Source organism: uncultured Pseudoramibacter sp. (assembly GCF_903789625.1).
GTDB classification, from domain to species: domain Bacteria; phylum Bacillota; class Clostridia; order Eubacteriales; family Eubacteriaceae; genus Pseudoramibacter; species Pseudoramibacter fermentans.
Window position 1 is genome coordinate 21,014 of record NZ_CAIFFF010000007.1, and the last position, 13,018, is coordinate 34,031.

Below are 13,018 nucleotides of genomic sequence, written 5' to 3' on the forward strand. Positions count from 1 at the left end.
GTTTATGAATCAAAAGGAAGTTTATAAACTCCTCGAACAGGTGAAATCTGGGGAGGTATCGATTGATCAGGCGGTTTTGGATTTGAAAGAAGCGCCCTATCAGGATATCGGTTACGCGAAAATAGACACACACCGCGGTTTGAGACAGGGGATCCCGGAGGTCATTTATGGTGCCGGCAAGACGGCCGATCAAATTATCGGGATCGTCAAAGAAATGACGTCGCACCATCAGAAGAACGTCATGATCACCCGGGTGAACTCGGAAAAGGCCCAGCGCATTTGCGAAGAAGTCCCGATGATTTACCACGAGCTGGCGCGATTTGGCCAGGTCGGCGAAATGCCTGAAAAGACCGGCAAAGGCCGCATCTTGGTGGTGACCGGCGGGACCAGCGATCTGCCAGTATCCGAAGAAGCGGCGCTGACTGCTGAAATGCTCGGCAATACGGTGGATAGGCTTTACGACGTCGGCGTTTCCGGCCTGCACCGTCTGCTCGATCATCTCGACGACATTATGAACGCGCGGGTCATTGTGGCGGCCGCCGGCATGGAAGGGGCTTTGGCCAGCGTCGTCGGCGGACTGGCAGACTGCCCGGTCATTGCCGTCCCGACTTCGGTGGGGTACGGCGCCTCGTTCGGCGGATTGTCGGCACTTTTGTCGATGCTCAACTCCTGCGCGAGCGGTGTCAGTGTGGTGAATATCGACAATGGCTTTGGCGCCGGCTATTTGGCCAGCATGATCAATCATATATAAAAAATATACGCTGACAATTCTTAAAGAGCCGTAATTCAAACTTTACGGCTTTTTATTTTTGCATTAAAATAATGGGGCCATTAATCTGTGGTATAATGTTTTAATAATTTTCAATTTTTGGAGCTGAAAGATGAAATCAAAGGACCAACATATCAGCGTACTGCTCAACGAAACCATCGACGCCTTAAACGTGAAGCCCGACGGCTGTTACGTCGACTGCACGCTGGGCGGCGGCGGACATTCGGAGCAGATCGCCAGGCGTTTGTCCGATCAAGGCCGGCTGATCGGCATCGATCAGGACGATTACGCCATCGCCAGAGCCGAGAAGCGTCTTTCGAGCTATCCGTGCCGTAAGGATTTCGTCCGAGATAATTTCGTCCACCTTCCGGCCATTCTCGACGCACTTCAGATTTCGGCTGTGGACGGTGTCGTCTTTGATCTCGGCGTGTCGTCTTTTCAGTTCGACCAGCCGGAGCGCGGCTTTTCCTATCACCATGACGGTCCCCTCGATATGCGGATGGACCGGCAGCAGGCATTAACCGCCGCGGATGTGGTCAATACCTACTCGGAACAGGCGCTCAAGCAGGTGATTTTCGAATACGGAGAAGATAAATTGGCCGGCCGTATCGCGAGAGCGATTGTCAGCCGGAGAAAGACGCAGCCATTTCAGCGGACGCTGGATTTAGCCGATGTGATTCGGGATGCCACGCCTGAAAAATTCAGACGAAAGGGTCATCCGGCCAAAAAGACATTTCAAGCGCTGCGCATCGAAGTCAACGGCGAGCTGAGAATTTTGACCCAGGCCGTCAAAAATGCGATCGACCGGACGAAACCGGGCGGACGCATCTGTGTCATTACCTTTCACTCGCTGGAGGACCGGCAGATCAAGCAGCTGTTCAACGAGCAGGCCGACCCCTGCATTTGTCCGCCGGAATTTCCGGTGTGCGTCTGCGGCAGAAAACCTACAATAAAAAAGATAACGCGCAAGCCTATCGCCCCATCAGCTGAAGAAGTGCAGGACAACAGGCGGGCGAGAAGCGCCAAGCTCAGGGTCGCAGAGCGTCTGGAACGCGAAGAAACTAAAGGATAAATATGCCAAACGCGAATCAAAGTCATCCGAAAAGATCCCGATCAAAATCTCAAACAGTGAAATCCCGGGGAAAACAGACACAGACAAAGCCGCCCCGCGCATCCCATCGGCGCAGAAAATCTGGAAAAAGGCGCCGCTCTGGCAGAAAGCTCAGGCCAGATGTGCTGATCATTATTGTGGTCTTTGCCATTGCCTTTGGGGCATTGATTCAGCAGGCCGCTATTTTGAGACTCGATCGGCAGATCAGTAATCTTCAAGATCAGGTCAACACCCAGAAATCCCTCAACGATTCGAAGGAAGGGAAAATCGTCAGCTCTCACAATCTTGCGAAAATTGAAAAAAAGGCGCGAAGCTACGGGATGAGCGAGCCGAAGGCAGATCAATACGTCTACATGGTCCCGAAGCATCAGAAAAAACAGAAAACAAATTTCGATTATCTAATCGATTGGTTTAAGGCGAAACTTTCGAAATATGGAATCATCAAGAAATAAAAAAACCACTCACAAATCAAAAAAAAGTAGCCGGAAGCCACTGGCACCGGCTGCGAAGCAGCGGCGCCTGCAAAATAGACGCGTGGCCTTTATCTTGGTCATTTTTCTCATTCTCGCGGCGGTCATTGTCGGCAAACTGGTTTATCTGCAGATCATCGATTCGTCAGATCAATACGCCAGACAAGTCGATCAGGTTGTCGATCAGGTTCAGGTGCAGGCCTCCCGCGGCAATATTTACGACCGCAACGGGAACATTCTGGCTCAGGATTCGTCGGCGAAAGCCGTCTACATTATCCCGTCTGAAATCACAGACGAAGATAAACTGGTTAAGGAATTGGCCAAAAAGCTCGACTTGAAGGAAGAGAGCCTGAGGAAAAAAGCGGAAAAGCTTGAGAATGACTACGTTATCGTCAAGAACAGCATCTCGGCGAGTGAAGGACAGCGCGCCCACGCCCTCGACCGCGACGGCTTGAAATACCGGGACGGCACGCTCTACGCTTATCCGGACAAAATCGACGACGCGAAGTCCACGGCGAAGGCGCTGGCGGCGATTTTTGACAACCTGTCCTACAAAACAGCCCTCGGATACTTGACGGAAAAGGAAAATTCAGCGGTTTTGATCAAGAGCCAGGTGGACAATTCGCTGGCGAACAAAATCCTCAAGGACATGACCGTGAAGAAAAACGGCGAGGTTCAGTCGACCAATGGGGTTGAGCTCATCGACGACAGCCGCCGCTATTACACCAACGGTAATTTTGCGTCCTACGTTCTAGGATTTACAAACCAAAACTATCAAGGCGTCAGCGGTGTAGAAAGCACGTACAACAGCTGGCTCTCAGGTCAAAACGGTCTGGCTTATCTCCAGAAGGACGCGTCAGGCAACACACTGCCGTCCTTGACCAAGGTGGTCAAGCAGCCGAAAAAGGGCAAGGATCTGGTCCTGACCATCGACAGCAATATTCAGATCATGGCTGAAAAGGCTCTGAACGAATCGATCAAGGAATGGAAGGCCAAACGCGGCACGGCGATCGTCATGGATGTGGATACAGGCGAAATCCTGGCGATGGCGACGAAGCCGGATTACGATTTAAACAACCCCTACACGTTAAACAAAACCTACGCCAAGAATTACAGCGACCAGCTCGACGGCAAGTCCAATGCCGACAAGCTGAATCTCATGTGGAGCAATCCGGCTGTCAGCTTTACTTACGAGCCGGGCTCGACCTTCAAGCCGATCACGGCTTCATCCGCCTTTGAAGAAGGGGCGATTTCGCCGTCGGACAAGGTGGTCTGCAATGGATCAATTAACATCGACGGTGTGACGATCAATTGTACTGCGACCCACGGCGTTCAAACTGCGGCTGAAGCGGTTTCAAATTCGTGCAACCCTGGTCTGGTGCAGATCATTCAGAAGCTTGATCCTACGCTGTTCTACCGTTACGCCTACGATTATGGCTTTGGTAAGACCACCGGGATCGAACTGCCGGGTGAAGAAGCCGGTGTGATGACGCGTGTATTTAAATCGGGCAATTCGATTAATCTACTCGACTATTCAAACCTGTCCTTTGGACAGGGGTTGATGACGACGCCAATTCAGCTATTGAGTGCGCTGAACAGCGTCATCAATAACGGGCATTATATGCGCCCGACGGTGATCTCGTCTCAAAATAAGGGCATCAGCTCTAATGCGTCGACGAGCGCTTCAAAGCAGATTATTTCCAAGGCGACGTCAAAGGAAATGCGTCAGATCATGGAAAAGGTGGTCACCAATAACCCGGAACTCGCGTCATTGGCTGGTGATTACAGCATCGGCGGAAAGACCGGGACGGCACAGAAAGTTGAAAACGGCGAATACTCCCACTCGAAATACGTGACATCCTTCTTTGGATTTACGCCGGTCAAGAACCCGAAATACGCAGTCCTGGTGGTCATCGATGAAGCCCAGAGCGGCGCGTACGGCGCCCAGTCGGCGGCGCCGGCGGCGATCAAGATCCTGCAGCAGACGTCAGATTACATGAACCCGAGCAGCAAATCGTCGACCAAGATGACGAAAAACACGGTGACGGTTCCGGACGTCACAGGACAGGAAGTGGAATTTGCCAAAGAAATCCTGAAGGAAAAGGGCATCACTTACAAAGTGGACGACAGTGCCGGCGGCAGTGTTGTGGTTTCCCAAAGCTTGAAGGCTAAATCGACGTACAAGAGCGGCAAGACGATGGTACTGGTGACCGGGAAGAGCGCGGACGACACCAACGCGAAGGTCACCGTTCCGGATTTATCCGGCATGAATATTCAGGAGGCCAATGAAATTTTGACGGGACTTGGCCTGAAAATAAAAGTCAAAGGCTCAGGCTTTGCGGTGAGCCAGAACCCGAAAGCAGGGACGAAGGTCAACCGTAATTCGAAGGTTACCGTGACCTTTAAACAAAAATAATCACAAGGAAAGAAGGCAGATGTAATGGGATTTAAACCATGGACAGCAGAAGAGGCTGCGCAGATTGTAGGCGGAAAAATAACAGAAGGTGACGGCACGCAGCCGATTACCGGCGTGGTGATCGACAGTCGGATTGTGAAAGCTGGCGATCTTTACGTGCCGATTATCGGAGAAAACAACGACGGCCACCGTTTTATTAAAGCGGCCTGCGCAGCTGGCGCATCGGCGTATCTGTGCGACACAGATCATCAGGATCAGATCAGCGTAGCGGGTGCCGTTAAAATTGTCGTGGCCTCCACGATGGAAGCGCTTAGACAGCTGGCGGCGGCCAACCGCGCACGGTACGATATTCCAGTCGTCGCGGTGACTGGCTCCGCCGGAAAAACGACGACGAAGGATTTGATCGCCTCGGTGCTTGGCGTAAAGAAGCACGTCATGAAGACGCAGGGGAATTTCAACAACGAGATCGGCGTACCGCTGACACTTTTTCAGCTCACACCTGAACACGAGGCTGCAGTCGTCGAAATGGGGATGAACCATTTAAAGGAAATTCACCGTTCAATTTTTGAAGTGAAGCCCCACATTGGGGTCATTACCAATATTGGCTCGGCTCATCTGGAAAATCTCGGTTCCAAGGACAACACCCTTAAAGCGAAAAAGGAAATCCTCGAGACCATGGGACCAGACGATATTGCACTGGTCAATGGCGACGATCCTTACCTCCGGAAAGTTGTGTCCGATCCTTACCGCGTGATGCGCATCGGGATTCATCAGGCGGATGTGGATTTCCTCGCTGAAAACATCAGCCAGGACGCGGCGGGATCGACCTTTACGGTCCGCGGCAGCCAGTATCATTTCAGATATCCCGGCGAACACAACATCTACAACTGTCTAATGGCCATTGGCGTCGGACTGATCTACCATTACACGCCAGAAGAAATTCAGGCAGGGCTGGACGCCTTTGTACCGAGCGGCAACCGGATGAAGCGGGAAGAAATCGCCGGCCTTCACGTGATTGACGATTCTTACAACGCCAATCCGGAATCGGTCAAAGCGGCGCTGAACACCATATCGGCACAGGCGGACGGCCGCGTCGTTGCCGTTTTGGGCGATATGCTCGAAATCGGGAAGGACAGTGCGGCAAAACACCGGGAAGTCGGTGCGTACGCAGCGAAAAAGGCGGCCGTCGTCATTGCCGTTGGGCCGCTTTCTGAAAATACGGCACAGGGCGCGGAAAATAACGGCGCGGAAGTTTACCGTGCGGAAAACGCTGACGCGGCAGCTGAAATTTTGAAGGCTGTAGCAAAGCCGAGGGATACCGTTTTGCTGAAGGCCTCCCACAGCATGAACATCGGCAGTGTCGCAGATCGATTAAAATCAAATTAAGACCAGTCAAACCAAAGAATAAGGAGTATTTATATTATGGAAAGCATACACGCTGCGTTTATTTCGTTGATTATCAGCTTTGTGCTGGTCTGGATTGGTACAAAATTGTTTCTGCCAGTTCTGCATAAGCTCAATTTCGGCCAGGCCATTCGCGAGGAAGGGCCGAAGAGCCATCAGAAAAAATCCGGCACGCCGACGATGGGCGGCATCGTGATTCAGGGCGGCATTCTGATCGCGATGATCGTTTTTACATTCATCGTTGGGAAAGATCTGCTGTTTCCGCTGCTCGGCATGATTGCCTTTGGCGTGATCGGCTTTATCGATGACTTTATCAAAGTCACGGCACACCACAATCTGGGGCTGCGTGCCTGGCAGAAGCTGGTGCTCCAAATCGCCGCGGCAATTGTCATCGCGGTTTACGCGGGGACCAATCCCGACATTGGCACACAGCTGGTGGTGCCTTTCAGCCACAAACTTGTCGATTTGGGCTGGGGATTCTATCCCTTTACGGTCTTTGTCATCGTAGCGGTGACCAACGCGGTTAATCTGACGGACGGTCTTGACGGGCTGTGCGCCGGGGTGACGGCCTTTGTGATGATTTTCTTCATGACGGTGGCCATTGTCGTCAAGGATGCGGAAATCGCCGCCTTTGCCGGTGCGGTCGTAGGCGGCTGCTTTGGATTTTTGCGCTGGAATTCCAATCCGGCCAATATTTTCATGGGCGATACCGGTTCATTGGCATTGGGCGCAGCGGTCACGATGACCGCGATCACGCTGAGACTTCAGATATTTATTCTGATCGCGGGCTTCATTTATTTCCTAGAAGCCCTTTCCGTCATTATGCAGGTGACCTATTTCAAAGCGACCCACGGCAAGCGGATTTTTAAAATGACGCCGATTCATCATCATTTTGAATTATCCGGTTGGAGTGAAACCCGCGTGGTGACCGTATTCTGGATTGTAACGGTAATTTGCGTCAGCGTCGCCATGCTAGCCATTTTCTAAAATTAATATTGAGGAGGAAGATTCAATATGAAGACGTATTTAGTGATTGGAGCGGAACGCAGCGGCATTGCAGTGACGCGGGCGCTTCTATTAAATAGACAATCGGTTATTTTGACGGACACGAAGGATTTTAATGTGATCGCCAAAGCTTCTCCAGCCATTGCGGAAGCTTTTGAAGCGCTGCCGAAAACCCATCTGTCCTGCTTTTTCGGAAGCCAAGTCCCGAAAAGCGTCGTCAACGGCGTTTCCGCGGTCATTCCCAGTCCAGGTGTGCCGTTGACCATTCCAGTTATTCAGGAAGCGTATAAGAAAAACATTCCGGTCATCAGCGAAGTGGAAGCGGCGTACCGGATGACCTCCACGCCTTTTGTCGGAATTACCGGGACGAACGGCAAAACGACCACGACTTCACTGACCGGTGAAATTTTCAAGCTGGACGATCGTTATCCCAATGTTTACGTGGTCGGCAACATCGGCAACGCGGTGACACATTACGTCAATACGTCTACGCCGTCTGATCTTTATGTCGCTGAGCTTTCGAGCTTTCAGCTGGAAACCACGGATACGTTCAGACCGAAGGCGGCTGCGATTTTAAATCTTTCACCAGACCATCTTGACCGTCACGGTACCCTTGACAATTATTACAAGGCCAAGGCGAAGATTTTCCAAAATCAAACGCCGGACGATATTCTTGTCATCAACGCCGACGACGACAATGTATTGAAGTACACGGCGGACGCAAAATCCAAAAAGATCAGCTTCAGCTTGGAAAAACGCGTGGCGCCGGGGATTTATCAAAAGGACGGCAAGGTCTACATCGCCGAAGGGGACGACCCGGAAAAGGATGTAATGGTCAGTGCCGTTTCGGACATCACGATCAAAGGGCCGCACAATGTGATGAATGCGATGGCGGCGATCGGACTGACCTATTTCACAGGTGTTTCCTTAGGCAATATCCGCAAAGGGCTGAAGGACTTCAAGGGCGTTGAACATCGTCAGGAATTTGTCGCGACGATTGACGGCGTCGACTACATCAACGATTCCAAGGGCACCAACACCGATGCGACGATTACGGCACTGAAAGCGATGGAAAAGCCGACGATACTCATTGCAGGCGGATACGACAAGAAAGAAGATTACACCAAGCTGATGGGCTACGTTAAGGATAAGGTGAAGCTGATGATTCTGCTCGGTGCAACAGCGAAGAATATTGCAGCCACAGCAGATCAGTGCGGATTCAGCGACTATATCTTCGTCAAGGATTATCCAGAAGCCGTGAAAACTGCCAAGGAAAAAGCTGTCTCCGGCGATGTCGTGCTGCTCTCGCCGGCCTGCGCAAGCTGGGATATGTTTGCCAATTACGAAGACCGCGGCGACTTGTTCAAGCAGCTCGTTAAAGCGTAATGGCGGATCGACAGCAACAAGGGGGGCGCCGCCAGTCTGGCCGCCGTTATTGGAGCAAACCAGACCGCGCCTTTACACTGGCACTGCTCGTCTTGACCGGCTTTGGGCTGCTGATGGTTTTTTCGGCCAGCATGTACACGTCGTCGGTTTCGAGTGCAACCGGAAGCGGCTACGCGCAGTTTATCAAACAGGCCGTTTATGTGATCGGCGGGCTGTTTGTACTTTGGTTTGCCAGTCGAATCGATTACCGAAAATTTAATAATGTCCATGTGGCGTTGGTCGCACTTGTAATCACTGCGGCTCTGCTGGGGTTCGTTCTGGTCGCGGGATCAGAGGTCAACGGCGCAAAGCGGTGGCTCGCAATCGGATCCATCACCTTCCAGCCTTCGGAATTCGCGAAGCTGACCGGCATCATTTACGCCAGCAGCATTGTCTGCCAGAAAAAAGAAGTCTACAGCAATTTTTGGAAATTCACATTATATTGTATTTTGCCGATGGTGGTGCTCTGCGGACTCGCGGCAATAGAACCGTCGCTTTCCGCGGCGATGGCGATCGGCTTTGGGATGCTGTGCGTCTATTTCTTTTCGGGAATTAAATTCAGGTATTTTATCCCGTACATTCTGCTGATCGTTGCGGCAGTTGGTCTCGCTTTGATTCTGCAGCCCTTTCGCCTCGACCGCATCCGCGTGTTTATGGGAAAGGGCGGCGCGGATTACCAGATCAGACAGTCAATTTTGGCCATTGGCTCCGGCGGCATCTTTGGCAAGGGTCTTGGCAACGGCAGACAGAAGATGCTGTTTCTGCCGGAGCTTCAGAACGATTTTATCTTTGCCAACATCGGCGAAGAATGCGGGCTTGTCGGCTGTGTGCTGCTTCTAATTCTGTACGGGTTTATCATTTATAGAGGAATTCGCATCGCGAAGGCGTCCAAAACGAAATTCGGCTACGTTTACGGCTGCTCGATTATGGCGCTGCTGGGCTTTCAGGTGATTGTCAATGTGGCGGTCGCGACGAATATCATGCCGGTTACCGGGATGGCGCTGCCCTTTATCAGCGCCGGCGGTACATCGATGATCATCCTCTTCTTTATGATGAGCTTAATTGTCAATATGTCGAGAAAGCCAGGAAGAAAAGTGACGGTGGGTGAGCCGAAGACGAAACGGCGCAAACGCCAGAAAACGGAGGAAAAAACAGCATGACAACAGTTTTCATTGCAGCAGGGGGAACCGGCGGACACATTTATCCCGGTCTGGCCATTGCTGCCTGTCTAAAAAAACGCATGCCGGACGTCAAGATCGTGTTCATCGGTTCACACGTCGGCATGGAAAAAAACATTGTGCCGCGTTACGGCTACCCGATGGAATTCATCAACGCGTCGGGTTTTCAGCGCGGTTTTGTCAAGAAAGTGATCGCGGCGAAAAATCTGCTCAAAAGCGCCCGTGACTCCAGAAAGCTTTTGAACCGCTACAAGCCGGCGCTCGTCATCGGTACCGGCGGGTTTACGTCGGGCATTATTTTAAGAGAAGCGGCGAAAAAGGGCATTCCGACATTGATTCACGAACAGAATGCCTTCCCTGGAAAATCAAACCGATGGGCGGCCCAGAAGGCCGATACCGTCTGCCTAACCTTTAATGAGGCGGCTAAATATTTCCCGGCAAAGAAGACCGTACTCTGCGGCAATCCGGTCCGGGATGCCTTTAAGAACGTCGACCGCGCGGCCATGCGGCAGAAAATGAAGCTTGTGCCAGGTGAAAAAATGGTGCTGGCGATGGGCGGCAGTCAAGGGGCGGCCGCCATCAACCGCGCGATGCAGACGGTCATGAAAGAATGGGGCGGCCGTGAGGACATTCAAATCTATCAGATTACCGGCCCGAAACAGATCGACACGGTTTGTGCAGCGCTGAACGAAGCGGGCATTGTGTACGACAAAGAATATTTCGGCCCGACCCATTGCCACGCGATCGCCTATTCCAACGAAATGGAAATGCTGATGGGCGCCGCGGACGTCATCATCGGACGCTCAGGGGCGTCGTCGATTTGCGAAATGGCCGCGTCCGGTACGCCGTCCATTCTCATTCCGTACCCCTACGCAGCAGGGGATCATCAGCGTTTCAATGCGATGGCAATGCAAAATGCCGGGGCGGCGGAAGTCATTGACGAAGATGATTTAAGTGGTGCACGGCTGTTGAAAGAATTGTCCGCGCTTTTGGATGACCCGGCACATCTCAAGGCCATGTCGGAAAATGCGAAGGCTTACGCAAAAATCGATGCAGACGAAAGAATCGTCGATCAGGCTGTGGCTTTAATGCAGCAATAAGCAGGATAGAGGAGTTAACCGCGTGAAGGATGAACAAAAAAGCCAAAAGATATCCAAAACACTAAAGAGACGAAAACGTAGACGCATTGCGCGCCGCATCACGGCGGTTATCCTGATTGCTGCGATTATCTGTGTGGGCGGCTACTATCTTTCGCGTGTTGCGACAGATCAAAGGCTGAACATCAAACAGGTTGAAGTGACCGGCAATGCTTCGGCAGATACCCACCTTTTGGATCAAGTCACAGATGCATTAATCGGACAGAATATCTTAGCGGTTGACGTGAACAGCCTGTCCAATCAGGCTAAAAAGATCCTGCAGTCCGATCAAGTCAGTGTCTACAGAAAATGGCCGGATACCCTGGTTATCAAAGTAGGGCGCATTGAAGCCCTAGGTGCAGTCATGACGGGGAACAAGGTGCTGTATATCGATCAAAACGCCCGCGTCGTCAACCGGGCGGATTATCTGACTAACGTCAACCTGCCGATTATTACCGGGATCAAAGGAACGAGCGCGCTTCAAAGCGGCGGTCAACTTTCATCAAACAGCAGGGAAAAGCTGATTGACGCGCTGGATATCTTGGCGCGCATTCAGGACAAGGGGCTGCTCGACCGCGTTTCGGAAATTCACTGGACAAAATACAATACTTACCGCATTATTACGAAAAATAATTCTGTCTTCGAGGTGAACGGCATCGACAATTTTAAGAAAAACGAAAGCTACGTCGAAACCTTTTTGATTGAAAATCGTTCCAATGTCGAAGTGGACCTTCAAATCGACGGTCAGGCCTTTTTGAAGAATCGGTCTTGACTAATAATATGGGTTATAATCATCAAAGCTGAGAACTTAAAAAAATTGAAAACAAAGATTTTTTATTGCAATGTTGTGAAATAAAGGGTATCATATTATAAAGTTGTAAGAATGCTATGAGAAGATGAAACCATCTTCGCTTTATTATTTATGAATAAAAACATATACCCTATATAGAGTAGTCTATGTGAGAACCAGGAGGAAGAAAAGTGATAGAACTGGACAACTACAACGATAATTTTGCGCAGATTCGTGTAGTCGGTGTCGGTGGCGGTGGCAACAACGCTGTTAACAGAATGATTGAATCGGGCCTGAAGGGTGTCGATTTTGTCTCGATTAATACAGATAATCAGGCTCTGGCCCTGACTTTAGCAGAAAAAAGACTGCAGATCGGCGAAAAGACGACCGGTGGTCTCGGCGCAGGCGGTAACCCGGAAATGGGTCAGCGTTCCGCTGAAGAAAGCCGCGATGCGATTTCTGAAGTGATTCAGGGCACGGACCTCTTGTTTGTGACGGCCGGCATGGGCGGCGGAACAGGGTCTGGTGCAGCGCCGATTATCGCAAAAATCGCGCAGGAAATGGGCATTCTGACCATTGGTGTCGTCACGAAGCCGTTCTCTTTTGAAGGACGCGTTCGTATGCGCAATGCGCAGATCGCCTGCGATTTCCTCCAGGAAAATGTCGACGCTTTGGTGACGATTCCAAACGACCGTCTGCTCCGCATGGCCGACAAATCCACGTCGCTGCGGGAAGCTTTCAAACTTGCTGATGACGTCCTGCTTCAAGGGGTCAAGAGTATTTCCGACTTGATTTCTATGCCTGGTCTGGTCAGCTTGGACTTTGCCGATGTCAAGACGATCATGCAGGATGCGGGCCTAGCACACATGGGTGTTGGCCGTGCAACCGGGGAAAACCGTGCAGAAGAAGCGGCGAAGGAAGCCATCCTGAGCCCGCTGCTTGAAACGGAAATTACCGGCGCAACGGGTGTTCTGCTGAACATCACAGCTGGTGACGATTTGTCACTGTTTGAAGTTGACAAGGCGGCGACGATTGCACGTGAAGCCTGCGACGAAGACGCCAACGTCATCTTTGGGGCGACCATCGATGAAAACATGGGCGATGAAATCCAAATCACGGTTATCGCGACGGGGTTCCTTCCCGCTGAAGAAAGCGAAGACGTCAGAGATATGAAAGAAAAGATGTCCGCGCGTCCAGCGAGAAGCAGAGCGCCAAAGGACGCACCAGCTCAGTCCGCAAGCGCAGCTAAGCCAAAAACAGATTCAAACGATTTGTTTACCATTCCGACATTTTTAAACAAAGAAGATTAATTCT

The 13,018-nt window shown here is 51.4% G+C and carries 11 protein-coding genes; all 11 read left to right on the forward strand.

Annotated elements, in window-relative coordinates; translation table 11 throughout:
* Positions 1–4 precede the first annotated feature (4 nt).
* Entirely contained in the window at positions 5–751 is a 747-nt protein-coding gene (gene larB, locus QZX60_RS05435; RefSeq protein WP_295362151.1) for a nickel pincer cofactor biosynthesis protein LarB, read from the forward strand.
* Positions 752–881: 130 nt separating this feature from the next.
* The gene (rsmH, locus tag QZX60_RS05440; protein WP_295362153.1) at positions 882–1,841 is read left to right on the forward strand and encodes a 16S rRNA (cytosine(1402)-N(4))-methyltransferase RsmH; all 960 of its coding nucleotides are present in this window, start codon (positions 882–884) and stop codon (positions 1,839–1,841) included.
* 161 nt (positions 1,842–2,002) lie between these two features.
* Positions 2,003–2,332, forward strand: a complete 330-nt coding sequence (locus QZX60_RS05445; protein WP_295362155.1) for a septum formation initiator family protein — start codon at positions 2,003–2,005, stop codon at positions 2,330–2,332.
* Positions 2,313–4,766 carry a penicillin-binding transpeptidase domain-containing protein gene (locus QZX60_RS05450; protein ID WP_295362157.1) on the forward strand — a complete coding sequence of 818 codons (2,454 nt, stop codon included), beginning with the start codon at positions 2,313–2,315 and terminating at the stop codon, positions 4,764–4,766. The genes QZX60_RS05445 and QZX60_RS05450 overlap by 20 nt, the downstream gene beginning before the upstream one ends.
* Before the next feature lie 24 nt (positions 4,767–4,790).
* The gene (gene murF / locus QZX60_RS05455) at positions 4,791–6,152 is read left to right on the forward strand and encodes a UDP-N-acetylmuramoyl-tripeptide--D-alanyl-D-alanine ligase (RefSeq protein WP_295362158.1); all 1,362 of its coding nucleotides are present in this window, start codon (positions 4,791–4,793) and stop codon (positions 6,150–6,152) included.
* A 36-nt stretch (positions 6,153–6,188) separates the two neighbouring features.
* A complete protein-coding gene (gene mraY / locus QZX60_RS05460) occupies positions 6,189–7,157 on the forward strand; it encodes a phospho-N-acetylmuramoyl-pentapeptide-transferase (protein ID WP_295362160.1) in 969 nt (322 codons plus the stop codon).
* A 27-nt stretch (positions 7,158–7,184) separates the two neighbouring features.
* The gene (murD, locus tag QZX60_RS05465; RefSeq protein ID WP_295362161.1) at positions 7,185–8,561 is read left to right on the forward strand and encodes a UDP-N-acetylmuramoyl-L-alanine--D-glutamate ligase; all 1,377 of its coding nucleotides are present in this window, start codon (positions 7,185–7,187) and stop codon (positions 8,559–8,561) included.
* Positions 8,561–9,760, forward strand: a complete 1,200-nt coding sequence (locus tag QZX60_RS05470; protein WP_295362163.1) for an FtsW/RodA/SpoVE family cell cycle protein — start codon at positions 8,561–8,563, stop codon at positions 9,758–9,760. Before murD ends, QZX60_RS05470 begins: the two co-directional genes overlap by 1 nt.
* Positions 9,757–10,878, forward strand: a complete 1,122-nt coding sequence (gene murG, locus QZX60_RS05475) for an undecaprenyldiphospho-muramoylpentapeptide beta-N-acetylglucosaminyltransferase (protein WP_295362165.1) — start codon at positions 9,757–9,759, stop codon at positions 10,876–10,878. The genes QZX60_RS05470 and murG overlap by 4 nt, the downstream gene beginning before the upstream one ends.
* A gap of 22 nt (positions 10,879–10,900) precedes the next feature.
* Positions 10,901–11,686 (forward strand): cell division protein FtsQ/DivIB, encoded by a 786-nt coding sequence (locus tag QZX60_RS05480; RefSeq protein WP_295362166.1) that lies wholly within the window; start codon positions 10,901–10,903, stop codon positions 11,684–11,686.
* Between the two features lie 209 nt (positions 11,687–11,895).
* Positions 11,896–13,014, forward strand: a complete 1,119-nt coding sequence (gene ftsZ / locus QZX60_RS05485; RefSeq protein WP_295362168.1) for a cell division protein FtsZ — start codon at positions 11,896–11,898, stop codon at positions 13,012–13,014.
* Positions 13,015–13,018: the final 4 nt, after the last annotated feature.

Excerpts from the sequence above, each read along its gene's own strand:
- murF (WP_295362158.1), top strand. The coding sequence starts at position 4,791 with ATGGGATTTAAACCATGGACAGCAGAAGAGGCTGCGCAGATTGTAGGC.
- QZX60_RS05470 (WP_295362163.1), top strand. The coding sequence starts at position 8,561 with ATGGCGGATCGACAGCAACAAGGGGGGCGCCGCCAGTCTGGCCGCCGT.
- murD (WP_295362161.1), top strand. The coding sequence starts at position 7,185 with ATGAAGACGTATTTAGTGATTGGAGCGGAACGCAGCGGCATTGCAGTG.
- QZX60_RS05450 (WP_295362157.1), top strand. The coding sequence starts at position 2,313 with ATGGAATCATCAAGAAATAAAAAAACCACTCACAAATCAAAAAAAAGT.
- murG (WP_295362165.1), top strand. The coding sequence starts at position 9,757 with ATGACAACAGTTTTCATTGCAGCAGGGGGAACCGGCGGACACATTTAT.
- larB (WP_295362151.1), top strand. The coding sequence starts at position 5 with ATGAATCAAAAGGAAGTTTATAAACTCCTCGAACAGGTGAAATCTGGG.
- mraY (WP_295362160.1), top strand. The coding sequence starts at position 6,189 with ATGGAAAGCATACACGCTGCGTTTATTTCGTTGATTATCAGCTTTGTG.
- rsmH (WP_295362153.1), top strand. The coding sequence starts at position 882 with ATGAAATCAAAGGACCAACATATCAGCGTACTGCTCAACGAAACCATC.